Source organism: Caulobacter sp. FV2ye17ST, assembly GCF_058680955.1.
In genome coordinates this window covers 4193343-4219488 of record NZ_CM178727.1, presented here as the reverse complement: position 1 = coordinate 4219488, position 26146 = coordinate 4193343, and the positions used below count along the sequence as shown (strand labels likewise).

The 26146-nt window shown below is 68.1% G+C and carries 27 protein-coding genes and 1 pseudogene; 13 read left to right on the top strand and 15 right to left on the bottom strand.

The genetic code is table 11. The annotated features are described in order from the left end of the window. Positions 1-10 precede the first annotated feature (10 nt). Entirely contained in the window at positions 11-1972 is a 1962-nt protein-coding gene (gene tkt, locus ACW17V_RS20380) for a transketolase (RefSeq protein ID WP_492106838.1), read from the bottom strand. A 166-nt stretch (positions 1973-2138) separates the two neighbouring features. Here tkt and ACW17V_RS20375 point away from each other — a divergent pair, with 166 nt between their 5' ends. Together ACW17V_RS20375 and ACW17V_RS20370 are read left to right on the top strand one after the other, a co-directional pair. Then, positions 2139-4169, top strand: a complete 2031-nt coding sequence (locus ACW17V_RS20375) for an NAD(+) synthase (protein ID WP_492106837.1) — start codon at positions 2139-2141, stop codon at positions 4167-4169. An 89-nt stretch (positions 4170-4258) separates the two neighbouring features. Continuing rightward, the gene (locus ACW17V_RS20370; RefSeq protein ID WP_492108845.1) at positions 4259-5551 is read left to right on the top strand and encodes a mannose-1-phosphate guanylyltransferase/mannose-6-phosphate isomerase; all 1293 of its coding nucleotides are present in this window, start codon (positions 4259-4261) and stop codon (positions 5549-5551) included. Here ACW17V_RS20370 and ACW17V_RS20365 read toward each other — a convergent pair. Next, complete coding sequence (locus ACW17V_RS20365; protein ID WP_492106836.1) at positions 5535-6707, bottom strand: AGE family epimerase/isomerase; 1173 nt, start codon at positions 6705-6707, stop codon at positions 5535-5537. The two genes, ACW17V_RS20370 and ACW17V_RS20365, sit on opposite strands and share 17 nt — an antisense overlap. Positions 6708-6807: 100 nt before the next feature. On the opposite strand from ACW17V_RS20365, the gene ACW17V_RS20360 reads away from it, so the two are divergent. The 4 genes from ACW17V_RS20360 to ACW17V_RS20345 all read left to right on the top strand — a co-directional run bounded on the left by ACW17V_RS20360 (position 6808) and on the right by ACW17V_RS20345 (position 9324). Continuing rightward, on the top strand, positions 6808-7344 hold the full coding sequence (locus ACW17V_RS20360; RefSeq protein WP_492106835.1) for a D-glycero-alpha-D-manno-heptose-1,7-bisphosphate 7-phosphatase: 537 nt from the start codon (positions 6808-6810) through the stop codon (positions 7342-7344). Positions 7345-7346: 2 nt separating this feature from the next. Then, positions 7347-8222, top strand: a complete 876-nt coding sequence (gene rfbD / locus ACW17V_RS20355; protein WP_492108844.1) for a dTDP-4-dehydrorhamnose reductase — start codon at positions 7347-7349, stop codon at positions 8220-8222. Positions 8223-8299: 77 nt separating this feature from the next. Next, positions 8300-8953: a fructose-6-phosphate aldolase gene (fsa, locus tag ACW17V_RS20350; protein ID WP_492106834.1), complete on the top strand. Its 654-nt coding sequence runs from the start codon at positions 8300-8302 to the stop codon at positions 8951-8953. A 137-nt stretch (positions 8954-9090) separates the two neighbouring features. Beyond that, positions 9091-9324 (top strand): hypothetical protein, encoded by a 234-nt coding sequence (locus tag ACW17V_RS20345; RefSeq protein ID WP_492106833.1) that lies wholly within the window; start codon positions 9091-9093, stop codon positions 9322-9324. Between the two features lie 98 nt (positions 9325-9422). Here ACW17V_RS20345 and ACW17V_RS20340 read toward each other — a convergent pair whose 3' ends face one another. The 3 genes from ACW17V_RS20340 to ACW17V_RS20330 all read right to left on the bottom strand — a co-directional run bounded on the left by ACW17V_RS20340 (position 9423) and on the right by ACW17V_RS20330 (position 11140). Continuing rightward, the gene (locus ACW17V_RS20340) at positions 9423-9653 is read right to left on the bottom strand and encodes a zinc ribbon domain-containing protein (protein WP_492106832.1); all 231 of its coding nucleotides are present in this window, start codon (positions 9651-9653) and stop codon (positions 9423-9425) included. Then, positions 9650-10084 (bottom strand): MarR family winged helix-turn-helix transcriptional regulator, encoded by a 435-nt coding sequence (locus ACW17V_RS20335; protein WP_492106831.1) that lies wholly within the window; start codon positions 10082-10084, stop codon positions 9650-9652. The genes ACW17V_RS20340 and ACW17V_RS20335 overlap by 4 nt, the downstream gene beginning before the upstream one ends. Before the next feature lie 72 nt (positions 10085-10156). After that, positions 10157-11140, bottom strand: a complete 984-nt coding sequence (locus tag ACW17V_RS20330; RefSeq protein WP_492106830.1) for a mechanosensitive ion channel family protein — start codon at positions 11138-11140, stop codon at positions 10157-10159. 156 nt (positions 11141-11296) lie between these two features. Between ACW17V_RS20330 and ACW17V_RS20325 the strand changes: the two genes are divergently transcribed. After that, positions 11297-12457, top strand: coding sequence for a DegT/DnrJ/EryC1/StrS family aminotransferase (locus ACW17V_RS20325; RefSeq protein ID WP_492106829.1), 1161 nt, complete (start codon positions 11297-11299; stop codon positions 12455-12457). A 141-nt stretch (positions 12458-12598) separates the two neighbouring features. Beyond that, positions 12599-13798, top strand: a complete 1200-nt coding sequence (locus tag ACW17V_RS20320; RefSeq protein ID WP_492108843.1) for a multidrug effflux MFS transporter — start codon at positions 12599-12601, stop codon at positions 13796-13798. A gap of 7 nt (positions 13799-13805) precedes the next feature. Here the strand turns inward: ACW17V_RS20320 and ACW17V_RS20315 are convergent, their stop codons facing one another. The 3 genes from ACW17V_RS20315 to ACW17V_RS20305 form a co-directional block, all read right to left on the bottom strand. Further along, positions 13806-15548 (bottom strand): ATP-binding protein, encoded by a 1743-nt coding sequence (locus ACW17V_RS20315; protein WP_492106828.1) that lies wholly within the window; start codon positions 15546-15548, stop codon positions 13806-13808. 61 nt (positions 15549-15609) lie between these two features. Continuing rightward, positions 15610-17220 (bottom strand): cisplatin damage response ATP-dependent DNA ligase, encoded by a 1611-nt coding sequence (locus ACW17V_RS20310; RefSeq protein ID WP_492106827.1) that lies wholly within the window; start codon positions 17218-17220, stop codon positions 15610-15612. Between the two features lie 39 nt (positions 17221-17259). Next, complete coding sequence (locus ACW17V_RS20305) at positions 17260-17982, bottom strand: hypothetical protein (protein ID WP_492106826.1); 723 nt, start codon at positions 17980-17982, stop codon at positions 17260-17262. Positions 17983-18073: 91 nt separating this feature from the next. Here ACW17V_RS20305 and ACW17V_RS20300 point away from each other — a divergent pair, with 91 nt between their 5' ends. Further along, the gene (locus tag ACW17V_RS20300) at positions 18074-18499 is read left to right on the top strand and encodes a PaaI family thioesterase (protein WP_492106825.1); all 426 of its coding nucleotides are present in this window, start codon (positions 18074-18076) and stop codon (positions 18497-18499) included. Between the two features lie 11 nt (positions 18500-18510). Here the strand turns inward: ACW17V_RS20300 and ACW17V_RS20295 are convergent, their stop codons facing one another. Further along, a complete protein-coding gene (locus ACW17V_RS20295; protein ID WP_492106824.1) occupies positions 18511-19035 on the bottom strand; it encodes a hypothetical protein in 525 nt (174 codons plus the stop codon). A gap of 132 nt (positions 19036-19167) precedes the next feature. Continuing rightward, positions 19168-20195 (bottom strand): annotated as a pseudogene (locus ACW17V_RS20290) (ligase-associated DNA damage response exonuclease). A 25-nt stretch (positions 20196-20220) separates the two neighbouring features. On the opposite strand from ACW17V_RS20290, the gene ACW17V_RS20285 reads away from it, so the two are divergent. Genes ACW17V_RS20285 through ACW17V_RS20275 form a run of 3 tightly spaced genes read left to right on the top strand, consistent with a single transcriptional unit; the run spans position 20221 to position 21322 of the window. Then, entirely contained in the window at positions 20221-20709 is a 489-nt protein-coding gene (locus ACW17V_RS20285; protein ID WP_492106823.1) for a PaaI family thioesterase, read from the top strand. After that, positions 20706-21125 (top strand): PaaI family thioesterase, encoded by a 420-nt coding sequence (locus ACW17V_RS20280; RefSeq protein WP_492106822.1) that lies wholly within the window; start codon positions 20706-20708, stop codon positions 21123-21125. The genes ACW17V_RS20285 and ACW17V_RS20280 overlap by 4 nt, the downstream gene beginning before the upstream one ends. Positions 21126-21133: 8 nt before the next feature. Then, entirely contained in the window at positions 21134-21322 is a 189-nt protein-coding gene (locus tag ACW17V_RS20275) for a DUF2256 domain-containing protein (protein WP_492106821.1), read from the top strand. Between the two features lie 267 nt (positions 21323-21589). Here ACW17V_RS20275 and ACW17V_RS20270 read toward each other — a convergent pair whose 3' ends face one another. Further along, entirely contained in the window at positions 21590-22498 is a 909-nt protein-coding gene (locus ACW17V_RS20270) for a histone deacetylase family protein (RefSeq protein WP_492106820.1), read from the bottom strand. Positions 22499-22577: 79 nt separating this feature from the next. Between ACW17V_RS20270 and ACW17V_RS20265 the strand changes: the two genes are divergently transcribed. After that, the gene (locus ACW17V_RS20265) at positions 22578-23432 is read left to right on the top strand and encodes an acyl-CoA thioesterase (protein WP_492106819.1); all 855 of its coding nucleotides are present in this window, start codon (positions 22578-22580) and stop codon (positions 23430-23432) included. A 5-nt stretch (positions 23433-23437) separates the two neighbouring features. Here the strand turns inward: ACW17V_RS20265 and ACW17V_RS20260 are convergent, their stop codons facing one another. The 4 genes from ACW17V_RS20260 to rpsP all read right to left on the bottom strand — a co-directional run bounded on the left by ACW17V_RS20260 (position 23438) and on the right by rpsP (position 26137). Next, a complete protein-coding gene (locus tag ACW17V_RS20260; protein WP_492106818.1) occupies positions 23438-24202 on the bottom strand; it encodes an ORF6N domain-containing protein in 765 nt (254 codons plus the stop codon). A gap of 116 nt (positions 24203-24318) precedes the next feature. Continuing rightward, a complete protein-coding gene (locus ACW17V_RS20255) occupies positions 24319-24900 on the bottom strand; it encodes an NUDIX hydrolase (RefSeq protein ID WP_492106817.1) in 582 nt (193 codons plus the stop codon). Between the two features lie 28 nt (positions 24901-24928). After that, positions 24929-25510, bottom strand: a complete 582-nt coding sequence (gene rimM / locus ACW17V_RS20250; protein WP_492106816.1) for a ribosome maturation factor RimM — start codon at positions 25508-25510, stop codon at positions 24929-24931. 54 nt (positions 25511-25564) lie between these two features. Beyond that, positions 25565-26137 (bottom strand): 30S ribosomal protein S16, encoded by a 573-nt coding sequence (gene rpsP, locus ACW17V_RS20245; protein WP_492106815.1) that lies wholly within the window; start codon positions 26135-26137, stop codon positions 25565-25567. Between the last annotated feature and the right edge of the window lie 9 nt (positions 26138-26146).

The window sequence follows — 26146 nt, the reverse complement described above, 5'->3', positions numbered from 1 at the left end:
CCCATCGGGATCAGGCGGCCGCGGCCGCGACGGCCTCGGCGGTGATGCCGAACTCCTTGTAGAGCCGCTCGAACGGGGCGCTGGCGCCGAAGCCGGTCATGCCGATGAAGGCGCCGTCCTCGCCGATGAAGCGCTCCCAGCCCTGGCGGATGCCCGCCTCGACCGCGACACGCTTGGCCGCCGTGCCGATGACGGCCTGGCGATAGGCGGCCGGTTGCTTTTCGAACAGCTCCCAGCAGGGAACCGAGACTACGCGGGTCGGCTTGCCCTGGCCCTGCAGGATGTCACGCGCGGCGACGGCGACGCCGACCTCGGTGCCGGTGGCGAAGATCGTCACCGCCGCCTCGCCGCCCTCGGCCGCCAGCAGTTCATAGGCGCCCTTGGCCGAGAGGTTCTCGGCGCCAGAGGCGCGCACGCCGGGGGTCTTCTGGCGCGACAGGGCCATGACCGACGGGGTTGCGGTCTGCTCCAGGGCGATCTTCCAGCATTCGGCGGCTTCCACCGCGTCGGCCGGGCGGAAGACCAGCAGGTTGGGGATCGCACGCAGCGAGGCCACATGCTCGACCGGCTGGTGGGTCGGGCCGTCCTCGCCCAGGCCGATGGAGTCGTGGGTCATCACGTGGATGACCTTGGCCCCCATCAGGGCGCCCAGGCGGATCGCCGCGCGGCTGTAGTCGGCAAACGCCAGGAAGGTGCCCGAATAGGGGATGACCCCGCCGTGCAGGGCCATGCCGTTCATCGCCGCCGCCATGCCGAACTCGCGCACGCCGTAGTGGACATAGCGGCCGGCATAGTCGGGCGTGTCGAACGCCGTCATGCCCTTGACGAAGGTGTTGTTGGAGCCGGTCAGGTCGGCCGAGCCGCCGATCATTTCCGGGATCGCCGGGATCAGGTGGTCCAGGGCCGCGCCTGAGTGCACGCGGGTGGCGTTGGCGGGCTTGGTCTCCGCCATCTTGGCGATGTGGGCGTCGACGGCTTCAAAAGCCTTGGCCGGCAGGGCGCCCGAGATGGCGCGGTTGAACTTGGCGGCGTGGGCCGAGGCCTTCAGGCCCGCTTCCCAGGCCTTGCGGACGCGGGCGCCGCGACGGCCGACGCTCTTCCAGGCCTTGGCGATGTCGTCCGGCACCGTGAACGGCGCGGCGTCCCAGCCCATGGCGACGCGCGAGGCGGCGATCTCGTTGTCGAACAGGGTGTAGCCGTGGCTGTGGGGGTCGCCTTCTTTCGGACCCGCGCCCTTCGAGATCAGCGTCTTGCACGCGATCATGGTCGGGCGGTCCTGCTTGGTGGCCCAGCGCAGGGCGGCGGCGATCTTGCCGTGGTCGTGGCCGTCGACGACCTTGACCGCCCAGCCGGCGGCCTTGAAGCGCATCACCTGGTCGCCGGTCTCGGAGATGGTGGCGACGCCGTCGATGGTGGTGTTGTTGTCGTCGAACAGCACGGTCAACTTGGACAGCTTCAGGCGGCCGGCGATGCTGATGGCCTCATGGCTGACGCCTTCCATCAGGCAGCCGTCGCCGGCGATCACCCAGGTGCGGTGATCGACGATGTCCTTGCCAAAGCGCGAGGCCAGATGGGCCTCGGCCATGGCCATGCCGACGGCGGTGGCCAGGCCCTGGCCCAGCGGGCCGGTGGTGGTCTCGACGCCGGGGGTGTGGTGCACTTCGGGGTGGCCGGGGGTCAGCGAGCCCCACTGACGGAAATTCTCGATCTCCTTCATCGTCATGGCCTTGAAGCCGGTCAGGTGAAGCAAGGAATAGATCAGCATCGAGCCGTGGCCGGCCGACAGCACGAAGCGGTCGCGGTCGGCCCAGTCGGGCTTGCTGGCGTCAAACTTGAGGAACTTGCTCCACAGCACGGTCGCCACATCGGCCATGCCCATCGGCATGCCCTGGTGTCCGGACTTGGCCTTGTGGACCGCATCCATGGAAAGGACGCGGATCGCGTCGGCCATTTTGATGGGCGAAACGGGCATGGGCGTTGTCTTTGTTCGTTATGTTTTGCAGGGCTGCGCGGGCGCGAGGTCGCACGATGACCCTTTCGGGTCAAGGTTTGCGGGCGCTGGTCATCACGCTCCGGACACGTTATAGCTGGACGCAGACTTATGCTCAGTTTCAGCATAACCTCGAAAGGTCGCTCGCTTGACGAACCTCCCGTTCTTCTCGCCCTACCGCCACGGCTTCGTTCGCGTCGCCACGGCGGTGCCGAAGGTCAAGCTGGTCGATCCGGCCGCCAACGCCGCCAGCGTGCTCGATCTGGTCGGCCAGGCTGACGCGGCCGGCGTGGCGGTGCTGGTGTTCCCGGAACTGGGCCTGACCGGCTATTCGATCGACGATCTGCTGCAGCAGGACGCCCTGCTGGACGCGGTGGAAGCCGCGATCGAGACCCTGGCCCGGGCCAGCGCCACCCTGGCCCCGCTGTTCGTGGTCGGCGCGCCGCTGCGCGTGGACGGCCGCCTCTACAACACCGCCGTCGCCATCCAGGGCGGCGCGGTGCGGGGGGTGATCCCCAAGAGCTTCCTGCCCAACTATCGCGAATTCTATGAGCGCCGCTGGTTCACGCCGGGCGCCGGGGTGATCGGCAAGACCGTGACCCTGGCGGGCGAGACCGTGCCGTTCGGAACCGACATTCTCCTCCGGTCGGGCGGCCCATCGCCGTTCACGGTCGGCGTTGAAATCTGCGAGGACGTCTGGATCCCCACCCCGCCCAGCACCGCCCAGGCCATGGCCGGGGCCGAGATCCTGCTGAACCTGTCGGCCAGCAACATCACCATCGGCAAGTCCGAGACCCGCCGCCTGCTGTGCGCCAGCCAGTCGGCGCGGGCCATCGCGGCCTATGTCTATTCGGCCGCCGGGGCGGGCGAAAGCTCGACCGATGTGGCCTGGGACGGCCACGCCGACATCCACGAGATGGGCGCCCTGCTGGCCGAAACGCCGCGCTTTTCGACCACCGCCGTGATGGCCATGGCCGACGTCGATGTCGATCGCATCCGCCAGGAGCGCATGCGGGTGGTCAGCTTCGGCGACGCCGCCACCCTGGCCCCGAGCGCGTTCCGGATCGCGCCGTTCGACTTCACGCCGCCCGCCGGCGACCTGGCCCTGGCCCGCAACGTCGAGCGCTTCCCGTTCACACCGTCCGATCCGGCGAAACTGCGCGAGAACTGCTACGAGGCCTACAATATCCAGGTCCAGGGCCTGGCCCGACGGGTCGAGGCCTCGGGCCTGAAAAAGCTGGTGATCGGCATTTCCGGGGGTCTTGATTCCACACACGCCCTGATCGTCGCCGCGAAGGCCATGGACCAGCTGGGCCTGCCGCGCGCCAACATCCTGGCCTACACCCTGCCCGGCTTCGCCACCTCGGACCGCACGAAGTCCAACGCCTGGAAGCTGATGAAGGCGATGGGCGTCAGCGCCGACGAGATCGACATCCGCCCGGCCGCCGAACAGATGCTGAAGGACCTGGATCACCCCTACAGCCGGGGCGAGCCGGTCTATGACGTCACCTTCGAGAACATCCAGGCGGGCCTGCGCACCGACTATCTGTTCCGCCTGGCCAACCACAACGGCGCGCTGGTGGTGGGCACCGGCGACCTGTCGGAACTGGCCCTGGGCTGGTGCACCTATGGGGTCGGCGACCAGATGAGCCACTACAACCCCAATTCGGGCGTCGCCAAGACCCTGATCCAGCACCTGATCCGCTTCGTCGCCGCCTCGGGCGATGTCGACGCCGCGACCGGCGACCTGCTGGAGGACATTCTCAATACCGAGATCTCGCCGGAGCTGGTGCCGGGCGAGCAGGTTCAGGCCACCGAGAGCTTCGTCGGCCCCTACGCCCTGCAGGACTTCAATCTCTATTACCTGACCCGCTACGGCATGAGCCCGTCGAAGATCGCCTTCCTGGCCTGGACCGCCTGGCATGACGCGGGCCTCGGCGGCTGGCCGGTCGGCGTCCCGGACGCCCAGCGCAAGGCCTACGACCTGCCGGAGATCAAGCGCTGGCTGGAGCTGTTCCTGCGCCGATTCTTCGCCAACCAGTTCAAGCGCTCGGCCATGCCCAACGGCCCGAAGATTTCCTCCGGCGGCGCGCTCTCGCCCCGTGGCGACTGGCGGATGCCGTCCGACGCGACGGCGGATATCTGGCTGGCGGAACTGCACGCCAATACGGCGGTCTAGCGGAGCGACGCCAAGCGTCGTTTTCCAGACATGACGCGGAGACCCGTGTTAGTGGCTTGGCCGGGGTCGGGAGAAGCGTGAGGACGACGTTGGGCGCGATATATCCAGTGATCCTGTGCGGCGGGTCTGGCACCCGTCTTTGGCCTGCTTCACGCGCGGACCAGCCCAAGCAGTTCCTGAAACTGATTGGCGACACGTCCAGTTTCCAGGACACCGTGTTGCGTGTGAAGGACCTTCCCGGCCGCGCCGAGATCGTCATCGTCACCGGCGAGGCAATGGTGGGTTTCGTGCAGGATCAGACCGCCGAGATTGGCGTGTCGGTCACTGTACTGGTCGAGCCGGAGGCGCGGGACTCAGCCCCCGCCGTCGCGGCGGCCGCCGCCTATGTTCAGCAGCGCGATCCCGACGGCGTGGCGCTGATGCTTGCGGCAGACCATCACATTGTCGAACCCGAAATCTTTGCCCAGGCCGCAATCACCGCCGCCAGGGCCGCTGACGAGGGCCTGATCGTCACCTTCGGCGTCAAGCCCACCGGGCCCGCGACAGGCTTTGGCTATATTCGGCCGGGAACGCCGCTGCTGGACGGCTCCGTGAGCGCCGTGGCCGCTTTCGTCGAAAAGCCGGATCGGACGACGGCGGAGACCTATGTCGCGGAGGGATATTACTGGAACAGCGGCAACTTCGCCTTCAAGGCGGCCGTGCTTCTGGGTGAACTGGACGTCTTCGAGCCTACCGTTTCCGCAGCCGCCCGCGCCTGTATGGCGAGCCTTCAGATGGACGGCGGGACGGCCCGTCTGGACCGTGCCGCCTTCGCAGGCGCCGCCAAGATATCGCTCGACTATGCGGTTATGGAGCGCACCAAGAAAGCCGCTGTGGCGCCCGCCGCCTTCTCGTGGTCGGACCTCGGCGCGTGGGATGCGATCTGGGACGTCTCGACCACCGACCCTTCAGGTAACGCGGCCGTCGGCGACGTCACCCTGATCGACAGCCGAAACGTTCTGGTGCGATCGACGGGGCCCTTTGTCGGTGCAATCGGCGTCGAGGACCTAGTGATCATCGCCGAGCCGGACGCCGTTCTAGTCTGTCGCCGCGATGCGAGCCAGGCGGTCAAGACGCTTGTCGATGGCCTCAAACGCGACGGCCGCTCGATCGCCAGCGGTCATGCCCGGGACGAGCGCCCTCGCAGAATCCTGGCCACAGCGGCCGATTGGGAAGTGTCCATCTGGACCCTAGCTCCGGGCGAGAAAGCCGCCCTGCCCCTAGGCTCTGTTCAGGTACTGGCCGGCGAGACTTCCCTAGGCGTGAGCCTTAACGTCATTGACACGGCAACGACCGTCACGGCCCAAACCGCCGCAACCCTGCTGGTCACCCAGCGGCTTTAGCCTTAACCGCCCGGTCCATCTCCGCGATGGCGCAGACGATGTGGTAGAACGAGGAGGCCGGCGCGGCTTCCTCGACAAAGGCGCCGTCAGGCTTGAGCTTGTCGCGCCACAGGCCCGGCACGGGCGTACGCAGGTACTGCAGCAGCCCCTCGGCCCCCTCGGCCGCCACGCCCCACCACCGGTCATCGCCGGTGACCTCGGCGGCCAGCACGCCGGCCTTGATGCGCTCGGTCTGCGGCCACAGGCGGGCGCCGGCGTCGTGGGCGCTCATGTCGTCGAGCATGGCGTTCATGCCGACGCCGCGCTCGGGATCGACGCCCTTCGTCTCGGCCAGGTCGATCATCCGCAGGGCGGCGGCGATGGCGTCGGGACGCCCGGCCAGCTTGCCCCAGCGCAGCAGCAACCACGCCCACTCGTACTGGTGGCCCGGCTCCCAGATCCGGCCGGCCACGCCCGGGGCGGGGTTCCACTGGTCGTCGAAGAACTCGCGCAGCGCGCCGGTCTCGGCGGAGATGAACTTGCTCAGGGCCAGCTGCGCGATCTCGTCGGCCAGGGCCCGCCATTTCGGATCGGCGTCGATGGCGTTCCAGGCCAGGCAGGCCTCGAACAGGTGCATGTGCGGGTTGGAGTGCAGGGGCGGATCGGTCGGGGTCGACTCGTTGAAGCCGCCCAGCGGGTTCTTCAGCGTGGCATAGAGGGTCTGGCGCACCGAGACAGCGACGTCGCGCAGGTCGCTGCGGCCCGTCACCGCGCAGGCATTGGCCAGGGCGAACATCGCGAACGCCTGGTCATAGAGGGCCGAGGTGTCGTCCAGGCTGACCCCGCCTGGGCCGACCAGGGCGCGGAACAGGCCGTTGGGCTTGCGATAGACGTCGAGATAATAGCGCAGGCCGTGATCGACGGCCTCGCGCCACGGGCCGGTCCAGCCCAGATCCTTGGCGGCGGCGAAGGCGTAGATCTGGCGCGGCAGCACCCGACCCCGGCGCGGGGAATCCTTGGCCTCCCCCGATTGTTCGATGGTCTCGAAGAAGCCGCCGCCCTGATGATCGGCGCCGACGGTCCACCACAGCGGAAAGGCGGTCGACAGCGCCCAGCCCTTGAGCCGGTCGCGCAGACGCGCGGCGTCAGTCAGGGCGCTGTTGGGGGCGTCGGACATCGCGAACTCTCCAGGTGCGGGTGTTTTCTAGTCGCGTTCTTACATCGCCGCCAAGACGATGGCTTGGCGCCCGGCGACGACAGGCGATAAAGCTCGACTTATGGACATCCCACCGCCCCTTCGCGCCGTCTTCCTCGACCGGGATGGCGTGCTCAATATCGATCACGGCTATATCGCCGATCCGGCCCGGCTGGAGTGGATTGATGGTGCGCGCGAGGCCGTGGCGGCCATGACCCGGGCAGGCCTGACGGTGATGGTGGTCACCAACCAGTCGGGCATCGGCCGGGGCTATTTCGCCGAAGAGGCCATGCACGCCTTCCATGCCGAGATGCAGGCGCAGCTGGCGCCGCTGGGCGGCCGGATCGACGCCTTCTATTTCGCGCCCCACCACGAAGATGCGGCGATCGAGACCTATCGCGTCGTCGACCATCCAGACCGCAAGCCCAATCCCGGCATGGTGCTGCGGGGCCTGGCCGATTTCGGCCTGGCGCCCGCCGAGGCGGTGATCATCGGCGACCGGTCCAGCGACGTCGAGGCCGGACGGCGCGCCGGGGTGGCGGGCCATCTGTTCCGGGGCGGCGACCTGCACGCCTTCCTGATCGAAGTGCTGGGCGACCGGGTTCCTGGCCTGAAATGACGCTGAAGGTCCTGCAGTTCGGCGCCACGGGTCAGGTCGGCCAGGCGCTGATCGCCGCGGCGGCGGGCAGGATCGCCCTGAAGACCCTCTCGCGGGCCGATGTCGACCTGACCGATCCCGCGGCCATCCGCGCCGCGATCCGGACGGCCGATTGCGACCTGGTCTGGAACGCCGCCGCCTTCACGATGGTGGACAGGGCCGAGAGCGAGCCCAAGGCCGCTTTCGCGGTCAACGCGGCCGCGCCCGGGACCATGGCCGCCGCCTGCGCCGAGCGCGACCTGCCCTTCATTCACCTGTCGACCGACAGCGTCTTCGATGGCCGGACGACCCGGCCCTATGTCGAAACCGACCCCGCCGAGCCCATCAGCGTCTACGGCCGCTCGAAACTGGCGGGCGAGCAGTCCGTGCTGGCCCACCCGCGCACGGCGGTGCTGCGGATCTCCTGGGTGTTCTCGCCCTATGGCCGCAACTACGTCGCGTTCATGCTGGAACTGGGCCGCACGCGCGAGGTGCTGCAGGTGGTCGCCGACCAGTATGGCAGCCCCACCGACGGCGAGGCCCTGGCCGGGTTCATGGTCGCCAGCGCCGGGCGCTGGGCGGGCGCGAAGGCTGGCAATCCCGCCTTTGGCCTGTTCCACTTCGCCAATGCCGGCGAGACCAGTCGTTTCGAATTCGCGAAAGCCGCCATCGCCCGCGACCCGCTGACCCGCGCCCGCCTGGAGCCGACCACCCAGGCCGCCTTCGCCGAGGCCGCCGCCCGGCCGCCACGCTCGCCGCTGGACAGCGGCAAGCTGGCCGCGACCTTCGGTTTCACCCCCCAGCCCTGGAAGCCGGCCGTCGAGCGGGTGGCCGACCAGCTGGTTCGCAACGGCTTGTGAACTCGCCCCTGCTGGCGCGCGGCGTCCCGGCGCGATAAACCGGCCCGAACCTCACAAAAAATCAGCGCAAGAGTCCCATGCAGATCTTCCTCGACAGCACCGACACCAAGGTCATCGCCGACCTGGCCTCCACCGGCCTCGTGGACGGCGTGACCACCAACCCGACCCTGATCGCCAAGGCGGGCCGTCCGATGCTGGAAGTGATCGCCGAGATCTGCGACCTGGTGCCCGGCCCGATCAGCGCCGAAGTGGCCGCCACCACCGCCGACGCCATGATCGCCGAAGGCACGAAGCTGGCCGGCATCGCCCCCAATGTGGTGGTCAAGATCCCGCTGACCCGCGACGGCCTGATCGCCTGCGCCGCCTTCGCCAGCGAGGGCATCTCGACCAATGTCACCCTGTGCTTCTCGCCGACCCAGGCCCTGCTGGCCGCCAAGGCCGGCGCGACCTTCGTCTCGCCGTTCATCGGCCGCCTGGACGACTATGGCTTCGACGGCATGGACCTGATCCGCGACATCCGCACCATCTATGACAATTTCGGCTATGAGACCGAGATCCTGGCCGCCTCGGTGCGCAATGTCGCCCACGTCAAGGACGCCGCCATCGTCGGCGCCGACGTCGTCACCATCCCGCCCGCCGTGTTCAGCGACCTCTTCAAGCATCCGTTGACGGACAAGGGCCTGGAACAGTTCATGAAGGACTGGGCCGGCACGGGCCAATCCATTCTCTAGGCATTTCAAGGCCCTGGGCGGCGAAAGCCGCCGCCCGGGCGCCTCCTGGGTGATCAAAGTTCATTTCGCAACAGCGAAGCTGGTTCGCAAACGCGAACTCGTGCGTTAGGGTGAGCTGACCCACAGGGGAGACCACCATGGTCCCGACTGACGCCACCGCCGAGTTCCGCCTCGCCGACACCGCCGAGGCCGACACCTTCTCCCAGTTCGTGCAGGGCTTCCTGTCGGCCAACGGTTTTCCGTTCGTGATCATTCACGACGCGCCCGAGCTGGCAGGCCGCCTGCGCAAGGTGGTGTTCGAGGACGCCAAGACCAGCGCCAAGTTCGCCAGCGAGTGGCTGCGCCTGCGCGGAACCCTGGGCCAGGCCTAGAGCATTTTCCGATCCGACTGGATCGGTGAAATGCTCTAGTCTTTTGTTTTAACGCATTTTCTGACGACGAACCGGCGTCCACTTCGTCGGAAAATGCTCTAGAGCCGCGCAACCACCCTGGGGTGGTCCTTCCAGGCCGGCATGCGGGCCATATAGGCGATCGTCTCGCGCTCGGCCTCGGCGCGCGGGCTGCCGCGCCGCTCCTGCCATTGCACCATGCGCTCGAAGCGGGTGTCGAAGTCCTGCAGGGTCCCGTCCTCGGTGACGCAGTGCTGGCAATACTGGCCATTGTCGATCGGCATGCCGCAGCTTTCGCAGTTGTGGCTCATGATCGGGCTCCTTTCAGCTGGGTGACAAAGGTCTGGAAAAGGTCGAGCAGGGCCTCGCGCTGCGCCGGCGTCAGTCGCTCGGCGGCCGTGGCCAGCAGGTCGTGGTCGAGCACCTCGCGCGCCTGCGTCAGGGCCGCCTGGCCGGCGTCGGTCAGCCAGATCAGGCTGCGGCGAGCGTCGAGCGGATCGCGGTCGCGGGTCAGCAGGCCCTTGTCGACCAGGTGATCGACCATCTCGCTGAGCGTGCTGGGCGCGCGGTCGATGTGGCGCGACAGCTCGCCGGAGGTCAGGGGCCCGGCCGCCGCCAGATGGTCGAGCAGGGCCACCGTCTCGGGCGACAGCCGCTCGCGCCGGTCGCGCACGCGGCGCACCGCGGTGACATAGACCGCGCGAAACAGGCTCTCGAAATCCGTGGCGAAGGCTTGGGTCATGGCGCGACGCTATGACCGCGATATTGCTTCGTAAATCCCGAACGACCTGAGCGAATCGAGAGGCGCGCCGCCTCAGGATCCGGTCGGCGGGGTCGACTTGCCCGCCGCGGATTTACGCCGGCGCATCGGAGCCTTCAGTCTGAACAGGTGATGCTCCCCCTCGCCCGGCATGGCCGGCGAGGGATCCACGGCCTTGGTCGGGCGCGGCGGCGGCAGGTCATCGCGCGCCGGGTCTTCGGACAACAGATGGGCGGTCAGCATCAGGTCGGTCTTGACCGAGGCGAAATCCTCCTTGGCCGTCCAGGCCCGGATCGCGGCCTGGGCGAAGGCTTCCGACAGGTCGGTGACCTCGATCTGCACGGCCGGCTCCTTGCGGATGCGCGCGTCGTTCTCGGCCCGCTCGCGCAGGCGCTTGAGCACCGCCACCAGATCGGTCTTCAGCGGAACCTTGAACAGCACGTCCACGCGGCGCGTGCGGTGCGCCGAATAGTTCAGGATCACGTCGCCGAACACCTTGCTGTTGGGGATCATCACCTTGACGTTGTCGAAGGTGGCGATCTCGGTGAACAGAAGGTCCAGCGACTTGACCGTGCCGACGCGCGTCACGGTCTCGATCACGTCCCCGACCCGGTAGGGCCGAAACAGCAGGATCATCACCCCGGCGGCCACGTTCGACAGGGCCCCCTGCAGGGCCAGGCCGATGGCCAGGGACGCCGCGCCGAGAACGGCGATGATCGAGGTCGCCTGCACGCCCAGCTGCTGCAGAACCGCCACCAGGCCGACCACCACGATGGCGTATCTGACCAGCGAAGCGCCGAAGGTTTCCAGGGTCTGGTCGGGATTGTTGCGATGAACCCGCCCCAGGGTCCGCCGCACGACGCCGGCGGCCCAGCCGGCGATCCAGAAAGTCAGGCCCAGGATCAGGGCGGCGACCACCAGATTGACCGCCACCTTGCCCAGCCAGTCGAGGACATGGGCCAGCATGGTCTCGTCGGCCTTCACATTGGCGAGGTCAGGCAGCTTGCCGGCGGGCGGAATCAGGGTCGGCTTGGTCATGGACCTCTCGATGGCGCCCCCGCGCGAACGGGTCAACGAAGAGGGGTCGCGAGGCGTTCCGGCCGCCGCCCGCGAGGCTCTGCTTCGCCCTTGCGAAACAGTCGGTTACATCAATTGGCTCGAATTTGCCTCGATCCGTCTCTAAGAGCCGCGCCCATGAGCATGCCCTTCATCGACCTCGCCGCGCAGCAACGCCGGATCCGCGACAAGATCGACGCCGCCATCGCCAGCGTCCTCGACAGCGGCGCCTATGTGATGGGCCCGCAGGTTCGCGCGTTCGAAAGCCAGCTGGCCACCTTCGGCGAGGCCAGGCTGGCCCTGTCCTGCGCCAACGGCACCGACGCCATCGCCCTGCCGCTGATGGCCTGGGGCATCGGCAAGGGCGACGCGGTGTTCTGCCCGTCCTTCACCTTCGCCGCGACGCCGGAAGTGGTGCCGTGGGTCGATGCGACGCCGGTGTTCGTCGACGTGCTGGAAGGCACCTTCAACCTCGACCCCGCCAGGCTGGAAGCCGCGATCGCCGGCGTGAAGGCGCAAGGCAAGCTGACCCCCCGCGTGGTCATCGCGGTGGATCTGTTCGGCCAGCCGGCCGACTATCCGGCCATCAAGGCCATCTGCGACCGCGAAGGCCTGAAGCTGATCGCCGACAGCGCCCAGGGCTTTGGCTGCACGCTCAATGGCCACCATCCGCTGCATTGGGCGGACGTCGCCACCACCAGCTTCTTCCCGGCCAAGCCGCTGGGCTGCTACGGCGACGGCGGGGCGGTGCTGACCAACGACCAGGAACTCTGGGACCTGATGGACAGCTATCGCGTCCACGGCAAGGCCGTGGCCCCCGACCTGGTGGGCCGCACCTTCGAGCACGACACCAAGTACCTGAACACCCGCATCGGCATGAACTCGCGGCTGGACACCATCCAGGCGGCGATCCTGATCGAGAAGCTGGCGATCTTCGCCGAAGAGATCCAGCTGCGTCAGACCGTGGCCGACCGCTATGCGGCGGGCCTTGAAGGCGCGGTCCTGGCGGTTCCCAGGGTGATCGACGGCGGCGTCTCGGTCTGGGCCCAGTACGTCATCGAACACGAGAACCGCGACGGCCTGGCCGCGCATCTGAAGACGCAGGGCATCCCCACGGCCGTCTACTATCCGGTGCCCATGCACATCCAGGCGCCCTATGCGGACTTCCCGCGCGGCGCCGGCGGCCTGCCGGTGACCGAGGCCAAGGCCGAAACGGTGCTGGCCCTGCCGATGCATCCGTATCTGGGCGAGGCGGATCAGCAGACGATCATCGACGCGATCCGCGCCTTCAACGGCTAGGCGCGAGGGCGGCGGCGGCTAGCCGACCGTCACATCGGGGGGCTATAGGACGGGCGTAGCGTCGCGCCTTCAGGTCGGACGTCGTCCAGACCGAGGTTTCCCATGTCGCACGCAGAGCCGAACCCCCCGCCGCATCCCGGCATGGGCTTCAAGCAGTTCGTCGCCCTGATCGCGGCGATGATGGCGACCAACGCCCTGGCCATCGACTCGATGCTGCCGGCCCTGCCGCAGATCGGCAACGCCCTGGGCGTGGCCAGCGCCAACCAGCATCAGTGGATCATCACTGCCTATCTGCTGGGCTTTGGCGCGGCGCAGCTGTTCTACGGCTCTCTGGCCGACCGTTTCGGGCGCAAGCCGGTGCTGATGGTGGGCCTGGCCCTCTATGTGCTGTTCGCCGGGCTGTGTGCCTTTTCCACCTCGTTCGAGATGCTGCTGATCGCCCGGGCCCTGTGCGGCGTGGGCGCGGCCGCCACCCGGGTGCTGTCGGTGTCGATCGTTCGCGACTGCTACAGCGGCCGGCAGATGGCCAAGGTGATGTCGCTGTCGTTCATCGTCTTCCTGGCCGTGCCGATCATCGCGCCTTCAGTGGGTCAAGCCATCGTGCTGGTCGCGCCGTGGCCGTGGATCTTCCTGGTCCTGGCGATCTTCGGCCTGCTGGTCATCGCCTGGGCGGCGATCAAGCTGCCCGAGACCCTGCATCCGCAGGACCGTGTTCCGCTGGAGATCACGCCAGTGCTGGCGGCCTTCAAGGCCTGCCTGACCAACCGCGTCGCCGTCGGCTACACCCTGGCCGCCACCCTGGTGCTGGGTGGCCTGTTCGGCTTTCTGAACTCGGCCCAGCAGGTGTTTGTCGACGTGCTGGGGGCGGGCAAGCTGTTCACGATCATCTTCGCCGGCATCGCGGGGGGCATCGCCATCGCCTCGCTGGTCAATTCCAGGATCGTCGGCAAGCTGGGCATGCGGCGGGTCTCGCATGTGGCCCTGTGCGGCTATATCGCCTTCGCCGCCGTCCACGCCCTGATCGCCCTCAGCGGCCATGAGAGCCTGTGGGTGTTCGCCGTCATGCAGGCGGGGATGATGTTCTGCTTTGGCCTGACGATGTCGAACTTCGGCGCCCTGGCCATGGAGCCCCTGGGCCATCTGGCCGGCACCGCGGCCTCGGTGCAGGGCTTCATCACCACCATCGGCGGCGCCCTGTTCGGCTTCTGGATCGGCCAGCTGTTCGACGGCACCGTCGTGCCCCTGACCCTGGGCTTCACCGGCTTTGGCCTGGCGGGCCTGGTCGCCGTGATCATCACCGAGAAGGGCCGGCTGTTCCACGCCGGGTCTTCAGAGGCGTAAGGCGGTCTCAGGCGGCGATGGCGCGGTCCAGGGCGTCATAGAGCGCGCGGATGTCCAGCGGCTTGGCGAGCCAGTCGGTCATGCCGGCGTCGCGGCAGGCCTGGACCTCCTCGACCGCCACCCCGGCGCTGAAGCCGATCACCGGCGTGTCGCGATTGACGCCTTCGCCGGCCCGCAGCCGCCGCGTCGCCTCGCGCCCGTCCAGGCCCGGCATGTTGACGTCCATCAGCACGATGTCGAAATGTTCGGCGGCCAGGCGCTGCAGGGCCACAAGGCCGTCCGGCGCCGTCGACAGGGCCACGCCCAGCGGCTCCAGCACCAGGGCCAGGGTGCGACGGTTCACCTCGTGATCATCGACGGCCAGGATCTTCAGGGTCGAGACGGCCGGGGTCGCGCCCGGCAAGGTCGACACGCCGGCAGCCGGCGCCGAATGGCCCTCGGCGAGGGTCAGGCTGAGACGGAAGACCGCCCCGCCGGGCTGGCCCGCCCGCGCTTCCAGCTCGCCGCCCATCAGCCGCGCTAGCTGCCGGCTGACCGTCAGGCCCAGCCCGGTGCCGCCATAGGTGCGGGCGGTTTCCTGCGAGGCCTGGGCATAGGGCGTGAACAGCCGGGCCATGGCGTCGGGCGCGATGCCGGGACCATTGTCCTGCACCTCAATGACGACCTGCAGCATCCCGTCGCCGGCGGGTTCAACCGCCAGCCGCAGCTCGATCACCCCGTCCCCGGTGAACTTCACGGCGTTGGACAACAGGTTGTTGAGGATCTGGCGCAGGCGGAAGGGATCGCCGCGCACCCAGACCGGGGGCTGCTCGCCCGGCGGCTCGCGCAGGCTAAGCCCCTTGGCGGCGGCCTGGGCGTTCCAGAACCGGGTGGCGTCGCGCAGCGCGCCCAGCAGGTCGAAGTCGCGGGTCTCGAGACTCATGGCCCGGGCCTCGATCTTGGCCTGGTCCAGCATGTCGGTCAGCAGGCCGGTCATCAGATGGCCGGCGTCGACGATCAGGTCGGCCGTGGCGGCGGTCTGGGCCGGGTGCGAGCCCCGGCGGATCAGATGGGCGCCGGCCAGGATCGCCGACAGCGGCGTGCGCAGCTCGTGGCTGACGATGGCGGCCATGGCCACGCGATCGGCCACCGCGTGTTCGGCCTGAATGCGACGGGCGTCGGCATCCTCGCGCGCGGCGATCACCGCCTTGCGGGCCCGGTGCAGCCGCAGCCACGTGCCGTGCACCGCCATCATGAAGAACACCACCGACACCGACAGGATCGCCACCTGCCCGTGCGAGGCCCGCCACCACCAGATCGGCATCGTCGCCAGGCTGATCGCATAGGGCGTGGCCCCCAGATAGAACAGCGGCCGGCTGTCGACGCCCGAGGCGACATTGTTCAGCGCGCCGCCGGCCAGCACCATCAGGGCCAGGGCCATCAGGGGCGGCTGGTCGCTGAGCCAGAAGATCGTCACCGCCCCGGCGTGAACCGTGGCCATCGCCACCATGGAGGCGAGCATCAGCAGGATATGGGCCTCAACATGCCGGGTGGGCGTCCGCCCCCGGGCGAACGGCCGCACAGCGAAGAATTCCAAGACCTGCACACCCACGCTGGCCAGCACCCAGGCGGGGATCAGGTCGTCCCGCGCGATCAGATGCAGGGCCCAGCTCATCAGGACCGTCAGGCCCAGCCGGGAGAAGACCTGCCGATAGCGCTCATCGGCATTGGCCGGCAGATGCGGCAGCAAGGACGACAGGAATTTCGACATGCGCGGTCTCCTGCCTCCGTGCCTAAGCAAACATGGCAAACGAGAGGTGAACGCCGACCGCTTAATCCAGCATTCGCTCCAGGGTTTCGAGGATGTCGGCTTCACGCGCGGGCTTGTCCCAGCGGATGCGGCTGATCCGGGGAAAGCGCATGGCCACGCCCGACTTGTGCCGGGTCGAGCGCTGCAGCCCCTCGAACGCCACCTCGAACACCAGGCCAAAGTCGAGGTCGGCCCGAACCGACCGCACGGGCCCGAACCGCTCGACGGTGTTGTCGCGCACGAACCGGTCGATCTGTTTCAGCTCCTCGTCGGTGAAGCCGAAATAGGCCTTGCCCACCGGGGTCAGGGCCCGCTCGCCCCGCTCATCCTCGCGCCAGACGCCGAAGGTGTAGTCGGAATAGAAGCTGGAGCGCTTGCCGTGGCCGCGCTGGGCGTACATCAGCACCGCGTCGATCAGCCGGGGATCGCGCTTCCACTTGAACCACGGCCCCTTGGGTCGACCGGGCTCGTAGACGCTGTCGCGGCGCTTCAGCATCAGGCCCTCCGAGAGCCGCGCGTCGCCTTCCGGCGGCTCGCCGCGCAGGGTCGCCAGTCCCTCCCAGGTTTCGAACGGCTGCAGCGGTGAGAGGTCGATGCGCGGATTGCCGATCTTCGCCACGAAGGCCTCCAGCCGCGCCCGCCGCTCCACGAAGGGCAGGGCCCGCACGTCGGTCTCGCCGTCCAGCAACAGGTCATAGGCGCGAATGCCGGCCGGATAGGCCGCCAGCTGTCTGGCGTCGACCGTCTTGCGGTTCAGCCGCTGCTGCAGGTCGCCGAACGACGCCAGCGCCCCGTCGCGGATCACCAGCAGCTCGCCGTCCAGCGCCCCGTCGAAGTCCAGCGCCGCCAGCACGTCGGGAAAGGTCGCCGAGATGTCATCCCCGGTGCGGGTGTAGAGCCGCCGCTCGCCCCGCTCGCTGACGGCCTGCACGCGGATGCCGTCCCACTTCCATTCGGCGACATAGTCGGCCGGGTCGAGCCTTGCGAAATCCACGGCCTCGTCGATGGCCTGGGCCAGCATCACCGGTCGGAAGCGCCCCCGCGCGTCGGGCGAGGGCCGCTCCGACCGTCCCTCCAGCCAGGCGAACAGGTCGCCATAGGGCGGCTCCAGCGCGTGCCAGACCTCCTCAATCTCGCCGATCTCGACCTTGCCCAGATTGGCGCAGGCCTGCTTGGCCAGCCGCGCCGAAATGCCGACCCGCAGGCCGCCGGTCATCAGCTTCAGCAGCGCCCAGCGGCCGTCGGGATCCAAAGCGTCCAGCCAGTCTTCGATCAGCCGCTGGACCTCGCCGCGCGAGGCGGTGCGCAGGGCCTCGACCACTTCGGAGAGCTCCGGCTCGCGATTGGCGCCTGGACGCGCGGGCCAGACCAGCGCCACGGTCTCGGCCAGATCGCCGACATAGTCGTAGGACCAGGCGAACAGCTGGGCGTCCATCCGCGCCTCGACCGCCTTGCGGATGAAGGCCGGCTTGGCAGCGGAAAACGACAGGGCGCCGGTCAGGGCCGCCAGGGCGAAGCCCCGGTCAGGGTCGGGCTGGCCGCGCAGGAAGTCCTCGATCAGGGTCAGCTTGGCGTTGCGCGAGCTGGTCAGGGACAGCCGGTCCAGCAGGTGGGCGAAGGCGCGCATGGACATCGAACGCCTTCCCGTCCCTTCCGGTTCAGACTTCAAGCTTCAGGTTGGGCGGGTTTCGTCGAGCTGGCCCAGGATCATGATCTTCTGCCAGATCTTGCGGCCCAGGTCCGAGGTCAGGGTCTCGATGTCGTTGACGGCGGCGACGATGACCGGATCATCGCTCTCGCCGGCATAGAGGGCGGCCAGCTTGGCGGTCAGGGCCAGCATCTCGGCGCAATAGTCCAGATAGCGGGCCAGCTGGAAGCGGTTCATCTCGCGCACCGGCGAGGAGGCCGTGCGCGGTCCCAGCACCAGGGTCGGGTCCTTGGTCAGCTGGTGCATGTCGATGACGTGGGCGAAGGAGCGCAGCTCGTGCAGCGCCTTCTGGACCCGGCCGCGCTTCCAGCGGGTTTCCAGCGAGACCAGGAACCAGGCCGCGGCGCCCGACAGCAGGATCAGATTGACCGCCGGCTCCAGTCCCTGGGCCAGCTTCAGGGCGTCGGCGCCGCGCAGGGTGGCCAGCCAATCGAGCCGGGCGACCAGGGCCAGCTCGGCCAGGATCGCGACCAGCACCACGGCCAAAACCAGAAAACGCAGTCCCAGATAGGGTCGCGACAGCCGCCTGGCCCTCTGGGCGGTGGTGCGGGCGGTGAGGGTCAGCTGCTCGCAGACCTGGGCCAGGCCGGCCTCGGGAAAACGCTCGGAGACCCGGAGACGCAGGTTATCCAGCGTCTCGACCACCTTGGCCGCATCCAGCTTCCGCGCCCCATTGTCCCTGGCCATCGGCGTCCCCCGTCTCACGGTGACGCTAGCACGATGATGGCGCTTGCCGCCAATTCAAACACATGTTTGAATTGCGGAACGGAGACCGGGCATGACCTTCCAGCCGCCAGAACCCTTCACGCTTCACACGCGCCACAGCCCGCTGACCACGCCGTGGGAGCCGCTCTATGCTGACATCCGGCAGGACCGCTGGGTGCTGGGGATCGAGATCCGCGAGCCCCACACCAATTCGCGCGGTGCCCCGCACGGCGGCCTGATCGCCGCCCTGGCCGACAACGCCATGGGCCTGTCGTGCGGCGTGATGCTGAAGGCCCTGAACATCCCGTCCAGCGGCCTGGTCACGGTTTCCCTGAGCCTGGACTATCTGGGCGCGGCCAAGCTGGGCCAGTGGCTGGAGTTCGACACCGACTTCATCAAGCCCGGCAAGAGCCTGTGCTACGCCGACGCCACGGTGCGGGCCGACGGCAAGCCGGTGGCCCGGGCCCATGCGACGTTCAAGGTGGCGGGGGCGGCGTAAGGCCCCTGCGGCTAGCCGCCGGCGCTGGGGCAGGTCGTGCGTTCAAGAGCGTAGCTGGCGAAGGCCGCTTCAGGCGCCGAGCCGCTCTTGGCCACGATGGTCCAGGCCAGACGATCCGACGTCCGCCGCCAGCGATTGACGAAGGCGGCGTCGGGATAGGCGTAGGCGACCTCGAACCCGTCCGGGGCGGCCGATCCGGCGCCCGAGGCGGTGAAGTCGCCGCCGAAACTGTCGATCCAGAACCCCGAGATCGCCGTCGCCTCGCCGTCTTTCGGCGGCGCGCCGTGGCCGCCGAAGACCAGATGGGCGGCGTAGCGGTCCTTCGGGTCGGACTTGGCCTGGCTCTGCGCCTCGACCAGGAACATGGCGCCTTCCGTGATCGGCCGCGCGGCCAGGGTGATCACAACGGGCTTGTCCATCACGACGCCTTCGCCACGCCAGCATCCCTCGAGCGCGCGCACCTGGGCGGGAACGGCGGCCGGCGCGGGGTCCTGGGCCAGCGCCGGCGCGCCGACGGACAACAGCAGACAGGACAACGAAAAACAGGCCTTCATTCCAACCCCGGACTCAAGCTTCCCCTGGGACCTTGGTGGCAGGGCCCGCGACCTATTTCCACCCCCATGGCGCAACTTTGCTGACTCCGGGCAAGCGCCCCCAAAGTCCTTCCCCTACTCCCCCTCTTCCTCGTCATACCCGACCAGCCGCAACGCCCGGGCCGGCAGGCCCTCCAGTTCGCACCAGCGCAGCAGGGCCTCTTCCCGGCCATGGGTGATCCACACCTCGCCGGGATGCAGCTCCGACAGGGTGGCGGTGAGCTCGTCCCAGTCAGCGTGGTCCGACAGGATCAGCGGCAGCTCGACGCCCCGCTGCCGCGCCCGGGCCCGGACGCGCATCCAGCCGGAGGCGAAGCAGTCGACCGGATCGGCGAAGCGGCGCGACCAGCGGTCGGCGATGGCCGAGGGCGGGGCGATGACGATCTGGCCGGCGAAGTCCTTCTTGGCCTGGCCGGTGGTGGCGGGCAGCAACGGCCCCAGGTCGACGCCGTGATCTTCGTACAGGGCGTTCAGCCGCTCCAGCGCGCCATGCACATAGATCGGCTGGTCCCAGCCGCCCTCGCGCAGCAGCCGGATCACCCGCTGGGCCTTGCCCAGGGCATAGGCCCCGACCAGATGGGTGCGCTCGGGAAACTGGGCGACGCTGGCCAGCAGGTTGCGGATCTCGCCGGCGTCGTCGGGGTGGCGGAAGACCGGCAGGCCGAAGGTGGCCTCGGTGATGAACACGTCGCAGGGCACGGGCTCGAACCGCGCGCAGGTTGGATCGCGGCGGCGCTTGTAGTCGCCGGAGACCACCATGGTCAGGCCCTTCCAGCGCACCACCGCCTGGGCCGAGCCCAGCACATGGCCGGCCGGGACCAGGGTGACCTCGACATCATTGTGGGTGAACGGCTGCCCATAGGGCGCGACCTGGCGGCGCATTGCGAAATCCTCGCCATAGCGCACGGCCATGATGGCCAGGGTTTCGGGCGTGGCGGCCACATCGACATGGCCGGCGCGGGCGTGGTCGGCATGACCATGGGTGATCACCGCCCGGTCCACGGAACGGACCGGGTCGATATAGAAGTCCCCCGGCGGGCAGTAGAGGCCATCGGGTCGGGGACAGAGAAGGTCTTCGGGCTTGATCACGCTGGATATGACAACGCGCGCGCTGCTAATCCTATCCCCATGAGCGATGACAACGAACAATCCCGCATGATCGCCACGGCGATGAACGAGGGCAGCCCGCAGGCGCGGGCCCTGGGCTTCACCACCCTGAAGATCGGCGACGCGGTGGCGATCTTGAAAGTGCCCTACCGTCCCGAGATCGTCGGCGACCCCGAGACCGGCGTGATCGCCGGCGGAGTGATGACCACCCTGCTGGACCACGCCAGCGGCCAAGCGGTGCACGCGGCGCTGGAGACCTGGACCTCGATCGCCACCCTGGACCTGCGCATCGACTATATGCGCCCGGCCCAGCCCGGCCGCGACGTGATGGCCCGGGCCCACTGCTACAAGGTGACCCGCTCGGTCGCCTTCGTCCGCGCCGTGGCCTACGAGGATGACCCGGAGGACCCCGTGGCCACCGCCCAGGCCACCTTCATGCTCGACAGCAGCGCCGGCAAGAAGGCCGGGGCCAATCTGAAGCCCTCCAAGGCAAAGGGAGAGGCCGCATGAGCGACGCCGATAACCGCCTGGTCGCCGTTCTGGGCTCGATCCCCTATGCCCGGTTCCTGGGCGTGACCGCCGAACTGGCGGGCGACGAGATGACCGCCATCCTGCCGTTCGCCGATCACATCGTCGGCAATCCGATGCTGCCCGCTATCCATGGCGGGGTGCTGGGCGCCTTCATGGAGATGACGGCCGTGGCCCAGCTGTCGGTGATCTCGCCGATGAAGCGCCAGCCGCGCACGGTCGACGTCTCGATCGAATATCTGCGCTCGGGCCGGCCGGTGACCACCTATGCCCGGGCCACGATCAAGAAGCTGGGCCGGCGGGTCGCCAATGTCCATGTCGAGGCGTGGCAGGAAACCCGCGCCGCGCCGATCGCCACCCTGCGCGGCATCTTCCTGGTCGCGCCATCGGAAGAGTAGGGGACGGAATGGCCGAGGGCCGGGCCTCGCGCGGCGGACGCGGCGGCGGCAAGGCCGTGCGCAAGGGCGATCTGCCCTCCAAGCCATGCCTGTCCTGCGGTCGGCCGTTCACCTGGCGAAAGAAGTGGGAAGCGGTCTGGGACGAAGTGAAATATTGCTCTGATCGGTGCCGATCACATAAAATTACACCAATGTAATGCTAATTGATGGCCGGAAGTTTCTTAAAAAGCCTTCATGACGCAAAGGTAACGGGTATTCACCAAAGGGCGGGCCTATATCCCTGTTCACCGGACGCGAACAACCGCGGCGGACAACAAAGGGATCAAGACCATGACCATCAACACCAACGCTTTCGCCGGCTTCGCCACCCTGGTTCTCGCGGTTCTGCCGCTGGCCGTCATCGTCGGTTCGCTCGCCTCGAGCTTCTAAGTGATCGCCGCGTAGCTCCACCGGGTTCGACGCCCTCAGGCCTTCAAGGCCTCTCGGGCAGCCCGGTGGAGAATGGCGTGACGATGCGCCAATCGATCGATGTCGGCGTCATAACCGCCGCCGATCACCCCCGCCACGGGGATCCGCCTTTCCAGACAGCAGCCCAGGACGAACGCCTCGCGCCGCGCGAGCCCCTCGTCGCTCAGGGACAGACGCCCCAGCTTGTCGTCCGCGTGCGGATCGACCCCGGCGTTGAAGAACACCAGATCCGGCTTCTCTCGCGCCAGCAGCGCCGGCAGGATCTCCGCCAGCCTCGCCATATAGCCCTCGTCGCCGGTGCCGTCGGCCAGGTCGATATCCAGATCGCTGACCGCCTTGCGGGCCGGAAAGTTCTTTTCGGCGTGCATCGAGAACGTGAAGACGCTGGGATCGTTCTCGAAGATCCGCGCCGTGCCGTCGCCCTGGTGGACGTCCAGATCCACCACCAGCGCCTTGCCGATCGCGCCCTCGGCCTGCAGGCGCCGCGCCGCCACGGCCACGTCGTTGAACACGCAGAACCCCGCCCCGCTTTCGGCCGCCGCATGATGGCTGCCGCCGGCGGTGTTGCAGGCCAGGCCGTGCTCCAGGGCCAGCCGCGCGGTCAGCAGCGTGCCTCCCGTCGCCGCCCGCGCCCGAACCGCCACCGACTCGCTGTTGGGCATGCCGATGCGGCGCACGATGTCGGCGGGCAGAGACTGCTCGATCACGCCGCGCACGTAGTCTTGCGTGTGGACCAGCAGGAGGGTTTCGACGTCGACCGGCTCCGGAAGATGAAATCCATCGGGTCCTGGCAGGCCCTCAAGCTCGAGCAGGGCGGCCAGCCGCGAGAACTTGTCCATCGGAAACCGGTGCCCCTCAGGCATCTCGGCCCGGAAGGCGGGGTGGTGCACGATCGGGGGCGGCATGCGTAAACGATGGCGATCAGGACGACATGACGCAAGGTCGCGTCTTGCCCCGGCGGCGCTTGGGGAATAACCCATCGCCATGCAGACGCCCGAAAACCTCGCCGACATCCTCGACCTCGAAGCCATCGAGGTGAACCTGTTTCGCGGAACCAGCCCCAATGACGGCTTTCCGCGCATCTTTGGCGGGCTGGTCATCGCCCAGGCCCTGCTGGCCGCCTACAGGACCGTGCCCGAGCGGATCTGCCATTCGCTGCACGCCTATTTCATCCGCCCCGGCGATGTGAACGCCCCGGTGCTCTATGAGGTGGAGCGGGCCCGCGACGGCGGCACCTTCACCACCCGCCGGGTGGCCGCGATCCAGCACGGCGAGCAGATCTTCAACCTGGCCTGCTCGTTCCAGACGCCCGAGGACGGCTTCGAGCACCAGTCGCCGATGCCCGCCGCCCCGGCTCCAGACGACGTCCAGACCGAAGGCGACTTCCTGCGCGGCCTGGGCGACCAGATCCATCCCAAGATGCTGCGCTTCCTGGACAAGCCGCGTCCGATCGACATCCGCTGGGTCGATCCGCAGAACCCGGTCAAGCCCGAGAAAAAGTCGGGCACCAAGGAAGTCTGGATGCGGGCCCGCGCGCCGATCGGCGACGACGTCAAGATGCAGCAGGCGGCCCTGGCCTATGCCTCGGACATGGCCTTCATGGAAAGCGCCCTTCGCCCGCACGGCCTGATCTGGACCACGCCCGGCCTGCAGTCGGCCAGCCTGGACCACGCCATGTGGTTCCACCGGCCGTTCAACTTCAACGACTGGACCCTGTTCGCCCAGGACAGCCCCAGCGCTTCCCAGGGTCGCGGCATGGTGCGCGGCCAGATGTTCAGCCAGGACGGAACCCTGCTGGCCTCGGTGGCCCAGGAATGCCTGATGCGGATCAAGAAGTAGGGCCTCTAACCGCCCAGCCGTTCCAGAACACCGACGAACCGGTCGATATCGCCCCCGGTCATCGCGCGCTCGGCTTCGATCACCAGCTGGAGTTTGCGCGCCAGGACGCGCAATTCGATTTCGCCGGCCTCGGCTTGGGTCTTGGCGGCGGTCGCCTTGCTGGCCTCGGCTTCCGCGAGAAGCTTGGTCGCCCGGGCTGCGAGTTCCTCATTTTCCAGACCGGCGCGCGATAGCCGATCCTTCAGATGGGCGATGGAGCGGTCCAGCAGGTCCTGGGCCTCCTCCCGAACGGAGGTTCCGTGATGCTGGTTCACCACCGAATCCAGCACCGCCGCCATAGCCTGGGTCAGTCTGGGGATCAGGCCGACGCCGGTACTCACGCCGCTGGTGATTTGCGGTGAGGCATCCTGTCTTCGACGCGCACTCACGAAGACCTCGACGACCATCTTCATCGCGGCGATGGCGGAATCGGACTTCAGAACAGTCGCGGCCATGACCACGCCGTGTTCAGTGAAGGCCCAGGGATGTTTGCGCCGGCCGCCCCAGGAACTTGATGTCGCATTTTGCGATATCAAGTTGGCGATCTCACCCGCTGTCAGTTGAAAGGCATAGCCCTCGAACCGTGCGGCGTTGCGGCGGACCTGTTCGTTGAGGCGCCGGGTCTCGACGCCGAACAGAGCAGCGATCGCGTCGTCGAGAACGACGCTCTGGCCCCGGATCTGATGAATATGGGCAAACGCCCTGTCAGCGGCCAGTAGATCGACAGGCATAGGGCTCGACATCGCATTGAGGGCATTGGCCTCTTTACACTCTCTTTGATTGATTTTGAGATCAATCCTCTTCGGCCGGCCGTCGTTATAGGTGGTCCAGGACCGCCCGATGCGGATCAGGAAGCAGGACGGTTCGCCAGACTGATTGACGCCACGCCGGCCCGAGCCAGGCCGCGCAGCAGCGATGCCACCTGCATGCCGACGGTCAGTTCGCCCGCCAGGGCCATGCGCAGCGCGTCGGCGGCCGGGACCCAGAGCCGCTCGATCCGTTCGGTCGGGTCGTCCTTGGGCTCGGCGACCTTCACCACCTGTCGCGCCAGAACGATGTGGGTGCGGTTGGAATGGGTGCCGGCATTGGCCCGCGTTTCGCCGACCAGGGTCAGAACCCCGGCGCATCCGGTCTCTTCCAGCAACTCGCGAGCGGCGGCGGCGCAGGGATCCGTGTCGGTCGGCTCCATGCCGCCGGCCGGCAGTTCGATCGACATCCCGCCCAGGCCATGCCGGTACTGCCTGACGAGCAGCACGTTGTCGGCGGCGTCGAGGGCGATGATCTCGACCCAGTCGGGATAGTCCAGCACGTAGTAGGGGGCGACCAACGCGCCTTCGTCCGTGACGCAATCATCAGCGCGAACGGCGATCCAGCGATCCTTGTGAACATAGCGCGAGGCGGTGACCCGCCACTTTCCGTCGGTCGCCATGTCCTCGAACTCCTGGGATTGGCCGTCGTCAGTCGTAGTGGCGCTCGGCGCCGTCGCTGTCATCGGCCTCTTGCGCCGGACCTTCCGGTTCTCCCACCAGGGCGGGCGGATCGGCGAGGATCAAACGCTCCTGGATCTTCACCTCGGGCACGGCCGCCCGGGTAAAGGGCAGATACCAGGTTTGCCCTCCCAAGGCAGGAAGGATCTCGAGCAGGTCGCCGGCCCCGAAGTTCTGAACGCTCTTCACCGACCCCAGCAGGGCGGCGCCCTCCACATGGCGCACGGGCAGGCCGACCAGGTCGGTCAGATAGAATTCGTCTTCGTCGGGCTCGGGCAGGGAGTCCCGGGGGACATAGAGGCGCAGGCCGCGCAGGGCGTCGGCGGCCTCCTTGGTCTCGATCCCCTTGCAGCGGGTGACGAGGCCTTCCTTGGCCACGCGGGCCGAGATGATGGTCAGGGCCGGAGAGCCGTCCTGGCGCAGCAGCGCCTTGAAGTCGGCCAGGCTCTTGGGGTCTTCGGTATAGGTCGTGATCTTCACCTCGCCGCGCACGCCAAAGCCGCCGGAAACGCGGCCGACAAGGATCAGGTTGGCGGGAGACGGGGTGCTCATGGAAAGAGACATCGCCGCCCCGATCCGAAGACCGGGGCGGCGGCGTCAAAGGCCTTAGCCTTCGGTCTTTTCAGCTTCAGCCGGGGCCTCTTCAGCAGCGGCTTCAGCGGCCGGAGCCTCTTCGGCGGCGGCTTCGACCGGCGCTTCTTCAGCGACCGGCTCCGGGGCGGGAGCAGCGGCGGCTTCAGCGGCGGCGGCGGCTTCGGCTTCAGCGGCGGCCTTGGCGTCTTCCTTGGCCTGGGCGGCGGCGGCGGCGGCGTCTTCAGCGGCCTTCACGTCGGCGGCCTTGCGGTCTTCGTCGCGCTGGGCGCGTTCGGCGATGCGTTCCTGGGCCTTCTTGCCCGGAGCGCCCTTTTCAGGGTTGTTGCCGTGGGTCCACGAACCGATGCCCTGGGCGGCCAGGAAGCGCGCGACGCGGTCGGTCGGCTGGGCGCCCTTGGCGATCCAGGCCTGGATCGACTCGACCTTCAGGGTGACGCGAGCGGCGTCGTCCTTCTTGAGGAGCGGGTTGTAGGTGCCGACCTTTTCGATGAAACGGCCATCGCGCGGCGAGTGGCTGTCAGCAACGACGATCGAGTAGTACGGGCGCTTCTTGGCGCCGCCACGGGCGAGACGGATCTTCAGCATATCGATAGT